11 protein-coding genes are annotated in these 15494 nt (G+C 69.0%); 1 reads left to right on the forward strand and 10 read right to left on the reverse strand.

Annotated elements, in window-relative coordinates:
- Position 1: 1 nt before the first annotated feature.
- The gene (locus Raf01_RS41375; protein ID WP_203923602.1) at positions 2 to 1450 is read left to right on the forward strand and encodes a 6-phospho-beta-glucosidase; all 1449 of its coding nucleotides are present in this window, start codon (positions 2 to 4) and stop codon (positions 1448 to 1450) included.
- A 121-nt stretch (positions 1451 to 1571) separates the two neighbouring features.
- Here Raf01_RS41375 and Raf01_RS41380 read toward each other — a convergent pair whose 3' ends face one another.
- The 10 genes from Raf01_RS41380 to Raf01_RS41425 form a co-directional block, all read right to left on the reverse strand.
- The gene (locus Raf01_RS41380) at positions 1572 to 3206 is read right to left on the reverse strand and encodes an ABC transporter family substrate-binding protein (protein ID WP_203923603.1); all 1635 of its coding nucleotides are present in this window, start codon (positions 3204 to 3206) and stop codon (positions 1572 to 1574) included.
- A gap of 168 nt (positions 3207 to 3374) precedes the next feature.
- Entirely contained in the window at positions 3375 to 5420 is a 2046-nt protein-coding gene (locus Raf01_RS41385; protein ID WP_203923604.1) for a dipeptide ABC transporter ATP-binding protein, read from the reverse strand.
- Complete coding sequence (locus Raf01_RS41390) at positions 5417 to 6355, reverse strand: ABC transporter permease (protein WP_203923605.1); 939 nt, start codon at positions 6353 to 6355, stop codon at positions 5417 to 5419. The genes Raf01_RS41385 and Raf01_RS41390 overlap by 4 nt, the downstream gene beginning before the upstream one ends.
- A gap of 78 nt (positions 6356 to 6433) precedes the next feature.
- Positions 6434 to 7576: an ABC transporter permease gene (locus Raf01_RS41395; protein WP_203923606.1), complete on the reverse strand. Its 1143-nt coding sequence runs from the start codon at positions 7574 to 7576 to the stop codon at positions 6434 to 6436.
- A 63-nt stretch (positions 7577 to 7639) separates the two neighbouring features.
- Positions 7640 to 8848 (reverse strand): acyl-CoA dehydrogenase family protein, encoded by a 1209-nt coding sequence (locus Raf01_RS41400; protein ID WP_203923607.1) that lies wholly within the window; start codon positions 8846 to 8848, stop codon positions 7640 to 7642.
- A gap of 26 nt (positions 8849 to 8874) precedes the next feature.
- The gene (locus Raf01_RS41405; protein WP_239134366.1) at positions 8875 to 10251 is read right to left on the reverse strand and encodes an LLM class flavin-dependent oxidoreductase; all 1377 of its coding nucleotides are present in this window, start codon (positions 10249 to 10251) and stop codon (positions 8875 to 8877) included.
- Positions 10252 to 10253: 2 nt separating this feature from the next.
- Positions 10254 to 11930 (reverse strand): dipeptide ABC transporter ATP-binding protein, encoded by a 1677-nt coding sequence (locus Raf01_RS41410; protein WP_203923609.1) that lies wholly within the window; start codon positions 11928 to 11930, stop codon positions 10254 to 10256.
- Positions 11927 to 12790, reverse strand: a complete 864-nt coding sequence (locus tag Raf01_RS41415; RefSeq protein WP_203923610.1) for an ABC transporter permease — start codon at positions 12788 to 12790, stop codon at positions 11927 to 11929. Before Raf01_RS41415 ends, Raf01_RS41410 begins: the two co-directional genes overlap by 4 nt.
- Positions 12787 to 13728: an ABC transporter permease gene (locus Raf01_RS41420; RefSeq protein WP_203923611.1), complete on the reverse strand. Its 942-nt coding sequence runs from the start codon at positions 13726 to 13728 to the stop codon at positions 12787 to 12789. The genes Raf01_RS41415 and Raf01_RS41420 overlap by 4 nt, the downstream gene beginning before the upstream one ends.
- Entirely contained in the window at positions 13725 to 15362 is a 1638-nt protein-coding gene (locus tag Raf01_RS41425; RefSeq protein WP_203923612.1) for an ABC transporter substrate-binding protein, read from the reverse strand. The genes Raf01_RS41420 and Raf01_RS41425 overlap by 4 nt, the downstream gene beginning before the upstream one ends.
- Between the last annotated feature and the right edge of the window lie 132 nt (positions 15363 to 15494).

A 15494-nucleotide genomic window follows, 5' to 3' on the forward strand; every position in this document is an offset into this window, starting at 1 on the left:
CATGCGACTGACCATCCTCGGCGGCGGCGGCTTCCGGGTGCCACTCATCTACCGGGCGCTGCTGGCCGACCGCGCCGAGGGCCGGGTCACCGACGTCACGCTGTACGACCTGGACGCCACCCGACTGGCCGCGATCGGGCGGGTCCTCGCGGAACAGGCCCGCGACGTCCCCGACGCGCCGCGGGTGACGGCGACCACCGATCTCGTCGAGGCGCTGACCGGAGCCGACTTCGTCTTCGTCGCCATCCGGGTGGCCGGCCTGGAGGGTCGGGCCATCGACGAACGGATCGCCGCGGCGGAGGGGGTTCTCGGCCAGGAGACCGTCGGTGCGGGGGGCATCTCGTACGGGCTGCGTACCGTCCCGGTCGCCACCGCCATCGCCCGGCGGATCGCCGAGTCCGCCCCGGACGCGTGGGTCATCAACTTCACCAACCCGGCCGGCCTGGTGACCGAGGCGATGTCGCGCCACCTCGGTGACCGGGTGGTCGGCATCTGCGACACACCAGCCGCACTCGGCCGCCGTGTCGCCACGGCGCTCGGAGCGGACCCGCATCGGTTACGCCTGGACTACGCGGGCCTCAACCACCTGGGCTGGCTGCGAGCGGTGTACCTCGACGGCAGGGACCTCCTTCCCGCGCTGCTGGCCGACGACGGCGCGCTCGAGTCCTTCGACGAGGGCCGGCTGTTCGGCGCCGAATGGCTGCGCGCACTCGGCGCGATCCCCAACGAGTACCTGCACTACTACTACAGCAACCGGGAGCTGGTCGCCGCGGCGCGCGATGCCGCGGCCACCCGCGCGGAGTTCCTCATCGATCAGCAGCGACGCTGCTACGCGCTGCTGGCCACCACGGCCGAGCCACTGTCCACGTGGAGCGTGATCCGGGCGGAGCGCGACGGCACCTACATGGCGGAGAACCGTGCGGCCGCGGGCCTCGCCCCGACCGGGCGCGACCACCCCACCAGCGGCGGGTACGAGGACGTGGCGCTCGCGCTCATGCGGGCGATCGCCCGCGACGAGCCGGCGACGCTGATCCTCAATGTCCGCAACCGCGGCACGCTCGGCTTCCTGGACGACGACGCGGTCGTCGAGGTGCCCTGCACCGTCGACGCGCGAGGCGTCCGTCCCGAGCTGGTCGGGCCGCTGCCGGACCACGCGGCCGCCCTGGTCTGCTCCGTCAAAGCAAGCGAGCGGGCCGTTCTCGACGCGGCGGAGCACGGCTCGCGGGCCTCGGCACTGCGGGCACTGGCCACACATCCACTGGTCGACTCGGTCGCGGTGGCCGGACGACTGCTTGAGGTGTACCGGCAGCGCTTCCCCGAGCTGGCGTACCTCAAGGCGACGGTGCCACGGCGGTCACCGCCACCGGGAGTCACCGGCGCCTCACCGACTCGCCCAGTCGCCCAGTCGCCCAGTCGCCCAATGATCGGCCCCGCCACCTTCTCCAGTTGACAGAGCCCACGGCCCGCGCGAGCGACGTCAACGGCTCGTCACGGCGAAAGCCCCGGTCGGCGGGGCCGGGACACGTCATCGTGACCGACCCCCGCCGACCGGGCCGAGCAGTTCGCGTCTGCTACTTCTCCCAGCCGATCGTCTCCGGCAAGGGAGTGCCGAAGATGGTCGCGCCGATGTTGGCAAGCCCCTTGGGCACCCCGTAGATCGACGGACCGCTGAAAAGCGGGATGAAGCCGTACTGCGCCAGCCCTTCCCGTTCCAGCTCGTTGGCCTGTGCGATCTGCTGGTCCGGGTCGGCGATCTCGGCGGCGGCCTTGATCTTCTGATCCAACTCGGGGGTGCCGACACCGGTGAGGTTGTCGTTGTTCGTACTGCCGTAGAAGCTGTCAAGGTAGCGGGCACCGAACGGGTCCAGCGACCGGTTGCCGGCGAGGAACAGGTCGAACTTGCGGCCGCTGGTGATGGAGTCGAAGTCGTTCTCTGAGACCACCTTGATGTCGACCTTGACCCCGATGGGCTTCAGCTGCGCGGCGAACGCGTTCGCGGTCGCCTTCCCGAGCGGGTCGTCACCGGTGAGGGTGTAGCCCAGTTCCAGCTTCTTGCCGTCCTTGCTCCTGATGCCGTCGTTGCCGACCGCCCAACCGGCGGCATCGAGCTCCTTCTTGGCCGCCCCGGGATCGTGCTTGATGACCTCCGAGACGTTGTCGTGGTAGCCCTTCTGGAAGGAGTAGAGAATCGCCGATCCAGGCAGAGGCTCGCTGTAGTCCAGGCCCTGCAGGTTGATCGCGGCGATCTGCTTGCGGTCGACGCTTTCCAGGATCGCCTTGCGCACCGCGGTGTCGGTCAGCAGCGGCGCCTTGGCGTTGAGGAACAGGAAGTACTCGAACGGGCTCCCGCCGCGACGGACCTCGGTGCCGTTGACTCCCGAGATCTGTTTGAGGCCCTCGGCGTCGCCGGCGGAGGCGTAGTCGAGTTCGCCATTGCGGAATGCGTTGATGGCGGCCTGGGACTCGAGGCCGACCAAAATTCGCTTGTCGAGCTTGCCTTTTTTGCCCCACCACTTCGGGTTGCGCTCGAAGGTGGCGTCGCCGGTCTCGGGATCATACTTCGTCACGACGTAGGGACCGGCACCCCACTGCGGCTGCACCTTTTTGAGGTAGGCGGTGTTGAAGGTCGTCGCGTCCGCAGCCGCCTTCGGGTTCAACAAGGTGGTGAACAGGGCCGTCCACCACGCGTTCACCCCGTTGAACTCGATGATCGCCTGCTTGTCGTTCGTCCCGGCGTGCACGGCGGTGATCCGGGAGTAGGGGATCGTGTCGCTGGCGTAGTAGTCCTTGTTGGAGCCGTTGTTGGCCTTCCAGGTCGCCTCGACGGACCGGTAGTCGATCGGGGTGCCGTCGTTGAAGGTCGCCTTCGGGTTGATCGTGATCGTCACCCGCTGGTTGCCACCCACCACCGCCGTCTTCACGGCGGTGAAGTAGTCGGGGTTGTACTGCACCTCGCCTGTCGGCGAGTAGGTGATCGCGTCGGCGTTGTACCAGAACCAGAATCTGGCCGCGGACAGGTTCGCATCGGCGTGGAAGGGGTTGCCCTGTTCGATGACCGAACCGGGGACGCGGAGCGTACCCCCGTCCTTGACGTTGTCGTAGGGCTGCGGGTTGTAGTCTACGTTGGCCGGTGCCGCGCTGGCAGTCGTGTGGGGCTCGTTCGAGCGTGCGTCGGCGCCACAACCGGCCAGCCCCAAGGCGAGCACGGCGAGCAACGCTACGGTCCGTGTGTCGGCTCTGCCTCGCAGACGGGTCAGTCTCCCGAGATTGGTGCGCATGATCGTCCTTCCCTTTACGTGACGCCAGGCGGCGCCTGATGGGATCCGGTGGCGCTGTGCGCCGGGAGTCTCCGGCCCGGTGTGCTGGGTTCCGGGTCAGACCGCATGACAGGCCACCGTGGTGCCGCCCGACTGCTCGAGGAGCGGCCTGCGGGTACCACACAACTCCTGTAGGTCTGTGGCGAGCGTCGGACGCAGTTGACATCGGTCGGCGAACACGCAACCCGCCGGGAGGTTCGCCGCACTGCGCTGTTCACCACGCAGCACGATGCGCTCGCGTGACCGTTCCCGTTCGGGGTCGGGAATGGGGACCGCCGACAGCAGCGCCCGGGTATATGGGTGTCGCGGCTGCGCGAACAGTTCCTCGGCGCCGCCGGTCTCGACGATGTGGCCGAGGTACATCACGGCGATCCGGTCGGCGATGTGTCGCACGACGGCGAGGTCGTGCGCGACCACGAGGTAGGCCAGGCCGAGCTGCGACTTCAGCCGCGCGAGCAGGTTCAGGACACTGGCCTGTACCGAGACGTCGAGCGCCGAGACGGGCTCGTCGAGCACGAGCAGCCGAGGTTTGGTCGCCAGCGCGCGGGCGATCGTCAGCCGCTGCCGCTGACCACCGGAGAACGCCGCCGGGAAGCGGTCGAGGCTGTCCCGGGGAAGCCCGACGAGGTCCAGCACCTCGACCACCCGGTCGCGGGTCGCCTCGGCGGCGTACCCCGCCGCGCGCAGCGGCTCGGCGAGCAGCTCGAAGACCGGCAGTCGCGGGTCGAGGGCGCCTTGGGGGTCCTGCATGACGATCTGAACCGCCTGTCGCAGCCGGCGCCGCTCCGGCGCCGGAAGCAAGCCGGCCACGTCGACCCCGAGGACCTCCACGGTCCCGGACTCCGGCGGGCGCAGCCGCAGGATCTCCAGCAGGGTCGTGGTCTTGCCGCTGCCGGACTCACCGACCAGACAGAACGTCTCCCCGGCGCGGATGGAGAAACTCACGCCGCTGACCGCCTGCAGCGTCCCGACCCGACGCCGCAGGACCGCCCCTTTCGTGACGGGGAACGTGCGCCCGAGCCCGTTGACCCGCAAGACCGGCCCGGCCGCGGGCGCCGGGGCGACCGCGGGCTCCTCAGCTCTGGCAAACACGTCCTCGGGCCGGCGCCCGAGAACGTCCGCGGCCCGCACGCAGGCGACGTCGTGTCGCTGCCGGATCTCGGTGAGGGCCGGCTCCTTGTCGCGGCAGTCGTCTCGAACCAGAGGGCAGCGCGGCGCGAACGGGCACCCCGCGGGCCGCTGCGACGGCGCGGGCGGCTCCCCCTCGATCGGTACCAGCGGCAGCCGGCGGGTCGCCTCCGGCGACGGCACCGAGCCCAGCAGCCCGAGGGTGTAGGGCATCGCCGGCGTCGCGAACAGCTCCCCGACCTCGGCGCGCTCGACGACGCGGCCGGCGTACATGACAGCGACCTCATCGGCGTGACCGGCCACGACCCCCAGGTCGTGGGTGATGAGCAGTACAGCGGCACCGGTCTCGGCCTTGGCGACCTCCAGCACCTCGAGGATCTGGGCCTGTACCGTCACGTCCAGCGCCGTGGTGGGCTCGTCGGCGATGATGAGGTCGGGGTCGTTCGCGATCGCCAGCGCGATGACCACCCGCTGGCGCATGCCCCCCGAGAACTGATGCGGGAAGTCCCGGGCGCGCAGTTGCGGGCGTGGGATGCCGACCAGGTCGAGTAGTTCGACCGCCCGGCGCCAGGCCGCCTGCTTCGACACCTTCGAGTGGACCCGGACCGCGTCGGCGACCTGACGACCCACCGCGAAGATCGGGGTCAGCGCCGAGAGCGGGTCCTGGAACACCATTCCGACCCGGCGTCCACGTACCGCCGACATCCGCCGGTCATCAAGGCCCAGCAGTTCCTGCCCGTCGAGCAAGACTTCGCCCCGCGCCCGCGCGCCCGGCGGAAGCAGCCCGATGATGCTCGTGGCGGTGGCCGACTTCCCCGATCCCGACTCTCCCACCAACGCGAGCGTGCGCCCGGCGTACAGGTCGAGGTCGACACCGCGTACCGCCTCGACCGGGCCCCGCTCGGACTGGAACGTCACGGTCAGGTCGCGCACGGACAGCACCCGCTTGCCGGCCGGTGTCGTCGGGCTCGTCATGCCCGGCCCCCCACCATCGAGGTCGGATCCAGCGCGTCACGCAGGCCGTCTCCGATAAGGGTCACCGACACCGTCAGCAGCACCAGCAGCCCGGCCGGAAAGGCGAACAGCCACGGCGCCGAGGTGATCGTGCCAGAGCCGTCGGCCAGCAGCGAGCCCAGCGAGACGTCGGGCGTCTTCACCCCGAAACCCAGAAAGCTCAGCGAGGTCTCGGCCAGCACCGTCGACACGATGCCCAGCGTGAAATTGACGATGAGCAGGGCACCCAGGTGAGGGATGATGTGGCGCAGCACAATCCGCCAGCGGGAAACGCCCATGAACTCGGCCAGCAGCACGTAGTCCCGCTCACGCAGTGACGTGGAGACCGACCAGATCACGCGCGCGGTGAACATCCAGCCGAAGACGGTCAGCAGCGGAATCAGAACCCGCCAATCACCGCTGACCCGGTTGGACACCAGAGCGAGGATCAGGAAGGACGGCACCACCAGCAGGAAATGGATCAGCGCGAGGGCCCAGCGCTCCACACGGCCGCCCAGATACGCGGCACCCGCGCCGACCACGGCCGCGATGACGATCGTCAGGACCGACACGCTCAACGCGATCACCAACGAACGCTGCAAACCGTGAACGGACTGCGCGTAGATGTCATTGCCGCCCTGGTTGGTCCCGAACCAGTGACTGCCGCTCGGCGGCTGCGTCAGCGCGAGGAAGTCCTGCCGGGACCAGTCCCAGGGGGTGAACAGCCCGCCGAGCACGGAGTACGCGACCAGCAGCACAAAGATGATCACGCCCACGACGGCCGAACGGTTGCGGGCGAACCGGCGGGCGTACAGCCGCAGACGCCCCAGGCGTAGCGGCGGAGGTACGTCGACCCGTGCGCCGGGGGGCGCATCGAGCGGACCATCCAGGGACCCGGTCGGAAGCGTCGCGGTCATCTGCAGAACTCCCGTCTGTATCGCCGTGAGGCCGGCAAACGATGGACGTGTGCCCAGCTCGAACCGATCATCTTCGGATCAGCTCACCCTCACGCGCGGATCGAGGACAACGGTGGCGACGTCGGAGAGAATCGCGCCGACCGCCGTCGCCACCGCGCCGAAGGCAGCGACGGCCACCACGCCGTCGACGTCGTTCTTCGCGATGGTCTCGGTGAAGTAGCGCCCCATCCCCTCCCAGCCGAAGACCGTCTCGGTGATGATGGCGCCGGTGAACACCGCCGGGATGGTGAAGGCGACCGAGGTAGCCGTCGGGATCAGCGAGGCCCGCAGCGCGTGCCGCCTGATCGCCTGGGTACGCGTCAGCCCGGTTGCCCGAGCGGTCCGCACGAAATCCGCGCCGAGGGCGTCAAGAAGCAGTGACCGCTGAGTCAGATGCCAGCCGACGTACCCGAGCAGGGTGAGGTTGACCGTCGGCAGGATCAGATGATTGGCGCGGTCGAGGATGGTCGCCCAGGTACCGTCCACGCCGGCGGTGTTGGCGCCGGCGACATGTAGCACCGTCGTTCCGACGCGTTGGTTGAGCCACACGGCCGCCAGCACCAGCCCGAGGGCGCTGACGACGGTCGGAACGTTGAACAGCACGACCGAAAGCGTCTGGGTGGCACGATCGGCCAGACTGTACTGGCGGCTGGCGGTGTAGACCCCCAGCGCGACCCCGATCACGACCGAGGCCACCACGCCGAGGAGGATCAGCTGACCGCTGACCAGCGCGCGCCGCGGGATCTCGGAGTTGACCGGCACCCCGGTCGGAGAGTGACCCCAGTCGAAGTGGAGCACGACGCCCGAGAGCCAGTACCACCACCGGTGGACGACCGACCACCGCGGCGAGAGACCGTACGGCGCGAGCGCGTGGGCGATCTGATCCTCGGTGCGCACCGGCCGCAGCTCCCGGTAGTTGGACCGCGGGTCGAGGAACCAACTGGCGAGGAAGAAGGTCGCATTGGTAGCCACGATGATCATCGCTAACCACCCGATCGCCTTACGCGCCACATAACGGACCACAGTCACTCCGTCCCGGCGATGCCCTATCTTCAACCATAGATTCACATTATTAACTGCTTCGTGGTCAAAGTCGATCAAGGTTTCCGCAGTGTGGCAATTCGCCGAAACCTCACCAGCCTTGGCAACACGGTGGTGATCCTGGCCGCCCGTGAACGACAATGACCTCCGCCCGACGCGGGCTCGCTGGGCGGCCGAGCCACCCGGATCGCCTCTGCGACGCCGTCAGAACAGGCCACTGGTGGGTGGCTCGGCCCCGCTGAGTCGGTACACGCCCACGACGGCCGCCTTCCAGGATCGCGGGTTGTGGCTGGCCACGGTTCGGGCGTTGCGCCAATGCCGGTCGAGCCCGTGTCCGCTCGCCGTGGCCGAACCTCCGCCGACGTCGAAGACCAGCTCGGCGGCCCGCAGCGCCGCGTTGACGGCGACGAACTGCGCCTGCGCGACCTCGACGGACGCGGCCGTGAGCAGATCGGGTCGTAGGTCGGCGTCCCAGGCACGGTCGATGGTGGCCGCCGCCCGGTCCACAGCGGCCTCGGCCACGTAGGCGTGCGCGGAGATCTCGCCGACCGCGTGCTGGACGTACGGGTCATCGACGGCCCGCTCTGCCGTGCTGTGCGCGATCGGGCGCGCGTACCGGCGTGCGAAGGCCACCGCGTCGGTCAGGGCATTGCGGGCGATCCCGGCCTCGACGGCTCCCAGGTAGAGCTGCAGGAACGCGGTGACCGGCGAGCGACGGTTGCGTGTCGGCCCTCGCCGTAGCTCGTCGGAGTGCACGACGACGTTGTCGAATCTGGTGGTGCCGCTCGCGGTGAACCGCTGTCCCATCCCGTCGAAGTCGTCGACCAGCCGCAACCCGTCTCGACCACGCGGCAGGATGAAGGAGACCCGTTGGGCGCTCTCGTCCAGTGCCGTGGCGCCGATCCAGTCGGCGTACAACGCGCCGGTTCTGTAGAACTTGCTGCCCTCGACAATGAAGTGGTCGCCCTGGCGCGTGATTCGAGTGCGGATCTCCCCGTTGGGTACACCGATCTCCCAGCCCGCGTTCGCGACGATGTCGCCGGCCAGCAGGCGCGGAAACCACGTATCGCGCTCGTCGGCCGAGCCGTTCGCGAGAAGGGACTCCACAAAGCCGAAGCTGGACCGCAGCGCCTGGGCGATGTTCGAGTCGATCGCCGCGAGGTCCACGACGAACCGCATCACGTCCCGCACGGCCGAGCCCGGGCCGGCGTGGCTGGTGGGGATGCGGAAGGTGACCAACTGCGACCGGGCAATCTGCCGGATCTGCGCGTACGGCAGCTCCCGCGACCGTTCACGGGCGGCGGCCCCGGCGCCGACGGCAGGCAGCAGCTCGGCCGCGCGGTCGCGCAACCGTGCCACACCCGCCATCGCCGCGCCCGGTGATCCCGTGGTGTCCCTGGTGTCTGTGGTCATGCCGGACGGCCGTCTCCTCGCCGCGTTCAGGCGACGAGCGCCGTGGGGTCGCGGTAGCGCGCACCGGGGTGTACGTCGAACAGGCGCGGATTGCCGGCGCCGAACAGCCGCTCGCGCAGCGTTTCGCCATCGGTGTAGGACTCCCGGTAACGGCCGCGCCGCCGCAGCTCGGGTACGACCAGCTCGATGAAGTCTTCCGCGGTGCCGGGGGTGAGGAACTGGCGCAGGTTGATCCCGTCGATGCCCCCCTCGTCGACCCACTTCTCCAGCTCATCGGCGACCACGCGGGGCGTGCCCACGACGAAGAACGGGCCGCGCCGGTACCCGCCGACCCGGTCCAGTACCTCCCCGACCGTCTGTTCCGGCTTGTATCGGTACCCGAGCCGCTGGTACCCGGGGTCCTTGCGCGCCACGACGTCCGCGATGCGCTCCTGCCGCGCGTAGCGGGTCCAGTCCAGTCCGGCGCCTGAGTGGGCGAGGTGCCCCTCGACGCTGCGTAGCCGCTGGAACTCGGCGTACTTGGCCTCCGCCTCCCGCTCGGTGCGGCCCACGATGACCGCGGCGCCGGCCAGGAACTTGATGTGGTCCGGATCGCGCCCGTGCAATTTGGCCCGGGCCCGGGTGTCTTCGATGTTGCCGCGAACGTCGTCGAGTGAGAAGCCGCCGACGAACACCGCCTCGGCGTGCTTGCTGGCGAATTCCCTACCGGCGACCGAGCTGCCGGCCTGGTAGATGACCGGGGTGCGCTGCCGCGAGGGTTCCGACAGGTGCGGTCCGGCGACCCGGTAGTACTCGCCGACGTGGTTGATGTAGCGGACCTTAGCGGGGTCGGTGTAGGTCCGGTTGGCGCGGTCCCTGATGACCGCGTCGTCATCCCACGAGCCTTCCCACAGCTTGTAGAGCACGTCCAGGTACTCGTCCGCGATCTCATACCGGTGGTCGTGCTCAACCTCGTCCTCGTGTCCGAAGTTGCGCGCTGCGTTCGGAAGGTAGGAGGTGACCACGTTCCACGCCACCCGGCCCTTGGTGAGATGGTCCAGTGTGGACATCCGGCGGGCAAAGGCGAACGGCGGCTCGTAGGTGGTGGAAAAGGTGGACGCGAAGCCCAGATTGCGAGTCACCGCGGCCATCGCGGGGATGACCAGCAGCGGATCGTTGTTCGGAATCTGCACGGCCTCGCGCAGCGCGGTCTGCGGGCCGCCGCGGAAGCCGTCGTACGCGCCGATCACGTCGGCCAGGAAGACCGCGTCGAAGCACCCGTACTCCAGCAGCTTGGCCAACTCCGTCCAGAACTCGATGTCGTTGAAGCGGTGGCGGTTGTTGTCCTCGTGCACCCACAGTCCGTGTGAGATGTGGCCGACGCAGTTCATCTCGAACAGGTTGACATGGATCTGCTTGGGCATGCTCACACTCCAGCGCTTTCTCGGTTGTCTGCCGGCTGTGCCGCGGATTGGTCCGCGGGCCGACGGTGCGCGGTCTCCAGGCGAGGGATGGCCGCCAGCAGTGCCTTGGTGTACTTGTGCTGCGGATGGGCGAAGACCTCCGACACGCTGTTGGATTCGACCACCGCCCCGTCCTTCATCACCAGCACGCGGTCGCTGACGTGGTAGATCACGCCGAGGTCGTGAGAGATGAACAGGTAGGCCAGCCCGAGGCTCTGCTGCAGGTCGGTGAGCAGGTCGAGGATCTGCGCCTGTACGGAGACATCCAGTGCCGATACCGGTTCATCGCAGACGATGACCTCCGGACGTGCCGCCAACGCCCGGGCGATCGCGACCCGCTGCCGCTGCCCTCCGGACAGCTCCAGCGGCCTGCGGCGCAGCACGCCCGGGTCCAGCGCGACGAGTTCCAGCAGTTCCAGTGTTCGGGGCCGGCGTTCGCCGCGGGGATGGCCGGCCGCGCGCAGCGCCTCGCCGATCACGCGCCGCACGGTGAAGCGCGGGTCGAAAGAGCTCAGCGGATCCTGGTAGATGAACTGCAGGCGCCGACGTGCGGCGCGAGGCAGCTGCGCCAGCGGTTGTCCGTCGACGCGTACCTCACCGGCGTCCGGGTTTTCCAGGCCGAGCAGCATCCGCGCGGTTGTCGTCTTCCCGGAGCCGGATTCGCCGACGATGCCAAGTGTCTCTGCCTGGTTCAGGGTCAGTGAGACGTCGGTGACGGCGGATCGGGCGTCCCCGTCCGGCCCCGGGAAGCTTTTGAAAAGCCCGCGCGCCTCGATGACCGGGCCGGTACCGGCCGTACGCGGGCTGCCGGCCAGAACCGCGGCGAGCGCGGGAGCGGGTCCGGCGCTCAGACGCGCACCCTTGGCATGCGCGACCGGCACCGCCGCGAGAAGGGCCTTCGTGTACGAGTGCCGCGGATCGTGGAGGACACGCTCGGTCGGGCCCTCCTCGACGATCCGGCCGGCCCGCAGCACCGCCACCCGGTCGGCGAGCCGGGCCACCACGGACAGGTCGTGGGAGACCATCAGCAGCCCCGTCTCGCTGCCCTTCAACCGTTCGAGCAACGCGAGTACCTGCACCGCAACGGTCGCATCCAGCGCGGTGGTCGGCTCGTCCGCGATCAACAGCGCCGGGTCGCAGGCGATCGCGGACGCGATCAGTGCCCGTTGCCGCAGTCCGCCGGAGAGTTGGTGCGGGTACTGGCGGGCCCGCACCTCCGGCTCCGGCACGCCGACCGAGGCGAGCAGCTCGCGCACCTTCTCGTCGCGCTGCTGCCGGTTCAGCGTGGTGTGCAGCCTCAACGGTTCGGCGATTTCCCGGCCCACCGGCCGCAGCGAGTCCAGCGAGGCGAGGGCGTCCTGGAGGATGAACCCGACCTGGGCGCCCCGGACGCGCCGCCAGTTCCGTTCGGTGAAGCCGGTGACATCGGCACCGTCGAAGGCGAGCCGGTCCGCGCTGACCCTGGACCGGTACCCGGTGAGCCCGATCAGCGTGCGGGCCGTGACGCTCTTGCCGGACCCGGACTCACCCACCAGGGCCAGGCACTGACCCCGGTGCAGCGTGAAGGATATGCCGTCGACCACCGGTCCGTCGGCGAACGCCACCCGGAGGTCGGCGACCTCGACCAGAGGTACTGTCATCGCCCGGTCCTTCCCTCGGAGCGGCGGCGCAGCTCCCGGCCGAGCACCGTGACGGACAGCACGGTCAAGGTGACCGCGGCGCCGGGGATCGCAGCCAGCAACCAGTCGTTGGAGATGTACTGCATGCCGATCGAGAGCATGTCGCCCCATTCGGCGGCCGGGGGCTTCGCGCCCAGGCCGAGGAAGCTGAGCGACGCGCCGGCGCCGATCGCTCCCCCGATGCCGATGGTGGCCAGCACGAGCACCGGCCTGACCGCGTTGGGCAGCACGTGCCGCCAGATCACGGTGACGCGGCGGATGCCCAGGGTGCCGGCGGCCTCCACGTAGGTGGCGCGGCGCACGATGTGGGCCTGTGCGCGGACGATCCGGGCGTAGGCCGGGATCGCGGCGAACCCCACGGCGAACAGTGCGTTGCTGACCCCGGTACCGAGCAGGGTGATGACGACCAGGGCGAGCAGCAGCTCCGGGACCGAGAGCACCACGTCGATCAGGCGCATCACCGCGCCTTCGGTGATCCGGTTGCCCAATCCGGCGATCAGGCCGAGCAGGGTGCCGCCGGCCACCCCGATCGCGGTCGCGCCCAGTCCCATGATCAGCGATGGGCGGGCACCGTAGATCATGCGGCTGAGGGTGTCCCGGCCAGACTCGTCCGTGCCGAGCAGGTGCGCCGCCCCGGGGTGCAGGAACGCGCCGTCGGTGCTGATCGCCAACGGATCCTGAGGAGCGAGCAGCGCCGGCACCAGTGCCGCCACCACGATCGCGGTGAGAAACAGGCCAGCCAGGATCCGCCCGGGGCGCAGCGTGACCCGCCGCGCCACCGTCCCCGGTACCGCCGCGGCGGTCTCGGCGAGCGCGCTCACCGCGTCACCAGCCTGGGGTCGATGACCGTGTATCCGATGTCGACCAGCAGGTTGACCACCACGTACACGACCGAGGCGAACACCACGATGCCGAGCACCATCGGGATGTCTTTGTTGGTGACCCCGTTGAGCATGAGCTGCCCGACGCCCTGGCGGACGAACAGCGTCTCGGTGATGACCGCGCCGCCCAGCAGGCTGCCGATGACGTACCCCGACATCGTCACCACCTGTACCAGCGAGTGCCGAAGCGCGTGCCGGACGCGCACCGCGACGTCGCGCATCCCACGGGACCGGACCGTGACGATGAACGGCTGCTCCAGCACCTCCTCCAACTCCGTGCGCAGCACCTGGGCGAGGACCGCCGCGATCGGCAGCGCCAGGGTGAACGTCGGCAGGATCAGCGAGGCGAGGCCCTGGTTGCCGGAGACCGGCAGCAACCGGGTTTTGAAGGAAAAGACGATCAGCAGGAGAAGACCGAGCACGAAGGTGGGCGTGGAGGTGAGCACGAGCTCGACTCCGGACGACAGCGAACCGATCCACGGCCGGCGCCGGGCGGTCAGCAGCGCCACGCCGACCGCGAGCAGCACCGCCACCAGCGCGGCGGCCACCGCCAGTTGCACCGTCGGTCCCAGTTGCTCCGCGATGGCCTTCGCCACCGGGATCCGTTGCTGGTACGACTGGCCGAGATCACCCCGGACCAGTCGTCCGAGGTACCTCAGGTACTGCACGTAGATCGGCTGGTCCAGGCCGTAGTCGTGGCGCACGGCGCGCAGCACCGCCTCGGTCGGGTTGGCACCCTGCCCGGCCACGGTGGCCAGGGCAGCGTCTCCGGCCGTGACGTGCAGCGCGATGAAGCTGAGCGTCGCCGCACCCCACAGCACGCCCACCCCGGCCAGCAGCCGGAACCCGATACGCCTCAGCAGCGAACCTGTCCTCATTCCTTGATCCAGGCGTAGGTGAAGACCGGAGTGCCGTGCGAGGTGTCGGTGATGACGCCGTGCACCGACTTGCTGACTGCCCAGAGCACCGAGTTGTCGTAGATGGGCACGCCGGGGGCGAGGTCGATCAGCCGGTGCTGCGCCTGGCCGTAGAGCTTCTTCAGTGTCGCCGGGTCGGTGGTCTCCCGGGCCTGCTCCAACCAGGTGTCCAGCTGGGGGTCCGACAGGTGCGCCGCGTTTTGGCCCAAGCGGTTGGGTGTCGGGATGCTGAAGGTCGCGTACTTGATGTAGAGGACGTCCGGGGTGTTGGTGTGCCACACGCCGGAAGACAGGTCGTAGTCGCCTCCGTAGCGAACCGTGGTCATCTGGGCCAGGGGCAGCGGCTTGACGTCGACATGGAAACCGGCCTGCTTCGCCTGTGCCTGCACCAGGTCGTAGACCGGACTGATCGTCGCGGTCTGGGTCACCGGGAACTCGACCAGCAACTCCTTACCGTCCTTCGTGCGGTACCCCGCCGCGTCCCGGCCGGTCCAGCCGGCCTGGTCGAGCAGCCGGTTGGCGAGTGCGCGATCGAAGCCGGGCATCTTCGCGGTCGGGTCGTAGTACTGCGTCGTGCGGTCCAGGAATCCGGTGGCCTGCTGGCGCTGCCCGAAACCGATGGTCTGCACGATCGCGGGTACGTTGAGCGACGCGGTGAAGGCCCGGCGGAGGTCGATGTCGTTGAACGGCGCTCGTGAGGTGTTGTAGTCCAGCGCGAACGGCCAGCCGATGCGGTCGATGTTGGAAAAGCTCAGGTTCGGGTTGGCCTTGACCGCGGCGGCGTTCTGCGCCGGTACGTAGCCGGTCGCCTGGTACTGGCCGCTGGCCAGGGAGTTGTAGCGCACCGAGTCCTGACCGACCCAGGACACGTTGATCCCTGCCAGGTACGCGGCGCCCGAGTGGTTGAACGTCGACGGTGCCCAGTCGTATCCTTGCCGTTTGGTGAAGGTGACACTTTGGTTCTTGGTGTAGTTCGTCAGCACGAACGGACCGGAGCCGATCGGCTTTTCGCACAACTGTGCCGGGGTGTCCTGCTGGATCGCCTTCGGCGACTCCATGCCCAGCCAACCCTGAGCCAGCACGTTCAAGAACGGACTGTACGGGCGGGACAGGTGTACCTCGAGCGTGTCGTCGTCGATGACCTTGCTGTATTGGTAGGGCGCGATGTACGGGCCGGCCAGCGGCGAGCGTGTCGCCGGGTTGAGCATCTGCTGAAAGTTGACCTTGACAGCGTCGGCGTTGAACGCGACGCCGTCGCTGAACGTCACCCCCTTCCGGAGCCGAAAGGTGTACGTCTTGCCGTCCGGCGAGATCTGCCACGAGGTGGCCAGCCACGGCGATGGATTGCCCTTGCTGTCCAGGTAGATCAGGTTGTCGAACTGGATTCGCCCGAAAATCTGCTCGACATCCGAGGAAATCGCGTGCGGATCAAGGCAGAGCGGGTCCTGTGACATCGAAAGGTTGAGGATCCCGCCCGACACCGGTGGACCGGCCGCCGCAGCCGCGCCGCCTGCGCCGCCGCCGCCGCACGCGCTGAGCAGGAGCAACGCCGCTGAGGCGGTAAAAACGGCGTGCAATCGCAGGGAAAGTCTCACACAGACTCCTTCTTCGGGTACGCCGGTGACGCGCCGCAGCCACATCGCGGATGTGGCCAGGCGGGAAGACCAGACACGGACACCGGGTGCTGCCGGCGCGGGCCGGCAGCACCGGCGGGTGTGACGTTGGCA

Origin of the sequence: Rugosimonospora africana, assembly GCF_016862975.1 — a bacterium.
In the GTDB taxonomy this organism is placed as follows: Bacteria; Actinomycetota; Actinomycetes; order Mycobacteriales; family Micromonosporaceae; genus Rugosimonospora; species Rugosimonospora africana.